Source organism: Clostridium sp. CF012, assembly GCF_018861755.1.
Taxonomy (GTDB): Bacteria; Bacillota; Clostridia; order Clostridiales; family Clostridiaceae; genus Clostridium_AD.
The window spans coordinates 1-1,405 of the sequence record NZ_JAHLEF010000097.1; the positions used below are offsets into that span (position 1 = coordinate 1).

Consider the following 1,405-nt stretch of genomic DNA (forward strand, 5'->3'; position numbering starts at 1 on the left):
ACTTGCATGTGTTAGGCACGCCGCCAGCGTTCGTCCTGAGCCAGGATCAAACTCTCAATTTAAAAGTTTACACTTTTTATTTGAAATGAATAATCTGCGCCAACTGTTAAGTTGGTTAGCAAGCTCATTACATACTTTTTAGTCTTACGACTAAAATTACTTCTTTATCTAAAGTAATTAACTGGTCAAGCGAAATATTATTCCGCTATTTTACCTATTTCTCTGTTTAATTTTCAAAGACCAACTTGTTTTGTCATCATGTGACGACAAGGAGTATCTTACCATAACAAAGTTATTGCATATTGAGGTTATAGTTCGTATACTTAATTTATTCCTATTTTTCTCCACTATTCATAATTAATCCTAGTCATATCTCATACTGATACACTAGGATAAGTATATAGTTTCTTGTACCATATTTTAAAGTATTTCATTATACTATATTTTCTTATTAATAACTACTAAGTATTTATTTAACTGTTATACTGTAGTAAAGGAGTTGATATTATGAGTTATGAACTATTAAAAACAATTATAAAAACCACTGCTAATATGGTTTTTTTTGGAGGAGCGGGCGTATCTACAGAAAGTGGCATTCCTGATTTTCGTTCTACTGATGGTTTATATACCATAAAAACCGATTTAAAATTTCCTCCTGAAGTTATTTTAAGTCATTCTTTTTTTATAAATAATACTGAGGACTTTTTTCAATTTTATAAATCTAATATGATTTTTCCAGATGTAGTACCTAATGATGCACATAATACATTAGCTAAGCTGGAAGAAAAAAATAAATTAAAAGCTATAATCACCCAAAATATTGATGGTTTACATCAAATGGCGGGTTCTAAAAGTGTATATGAACTTCATGGCTCTGTGCATAGAAATTACTGTATGAAATGCAATAAATTTTTCGATTCAAATTATATATTAAACAGCAAAAATATAATTCCTAAGTGCGATAGTTGTGGTAACATTATAAAACCTGATGTAGTCCTTTATGAAGAAGCTTTAGATATGGATATTTTAGAACGTTCTATTAAAGCAATAAGTATAGCTGATACATTGATTGTGGGTGGCACTTCTCTTGTGGTATACCCTGCTGCAAACTTGATAAAATATTTCAGAGGAAATAATTTAATTCTTATCAACAAGTCCTCTACCCCTTATGATAAACAAGCAAATTTGGTTATTAATGAAAGTATAGGGAAAGTTTTAAGTACTGTATGTGAATTTTAATTTATTTTTTACGCAAAATAAAAACCACTAAGTTAGACTTAGTGGTTTTTTTCTTACCTGGCGACAACTTACTCTCCCACAAGGTCACCCCTGCAGTACCATTAGCGCATTGAAGCTTAACCTTCGTGTTCGGTATGGGAACGGGTGTTACCTTCATGCCATAATC

At 31.0% G+C, this 1,405-nt stretch carries 1 protein-coding gene and 2 rRNA genes; 1 reads left to right on the forward strand and 2 read right to left on the reverse strand.

Features of this window, described 5'->3' with window-relative positions; all coding sequences use genetic code 11:
* A 16S ribosomal RNA gene (locus KPL50_RS26415) occupies positions 1-62 on the reverse strand; the annotation flags it as partial.
* A gap of 445 nt (positions 63-507) precedes the next feature.
* On the opposite strand from KPL50_RS26415, the gene KPL50_RS26420 reads away from it, so the two are divergent.
* Positions 508-1,239, forward strand: coding sequence for an NAD-dependent protein deacylase (locus KPL50_RS26420; RefSeq protein ID WP_216301445.1), 732 nt, complete (start codon positions 508-510; stop codon positions 1,237-1,239).
* A 55-nt stretch (positions 1,240-1,294) separates the two neighbouring features.
* Here the strand turns inward: KPL50_RS26420 and rrf are convergent.
* A 5S ribosomal RNA gene (gene rrf / locus KPL50_RS26425) occupies positions 1,295-1,405 on the reverse strand; the annotation flags it as partial.

Excerpts from the sequence above, each read along its gene's own strand:
- KPL50_RS26420 (WP_216301445.1), top strand. The coding sequence starts at position 508 with ATGAGTTATGAACTATTAAAAACAATTATAAAAACCACTGCTAATATG.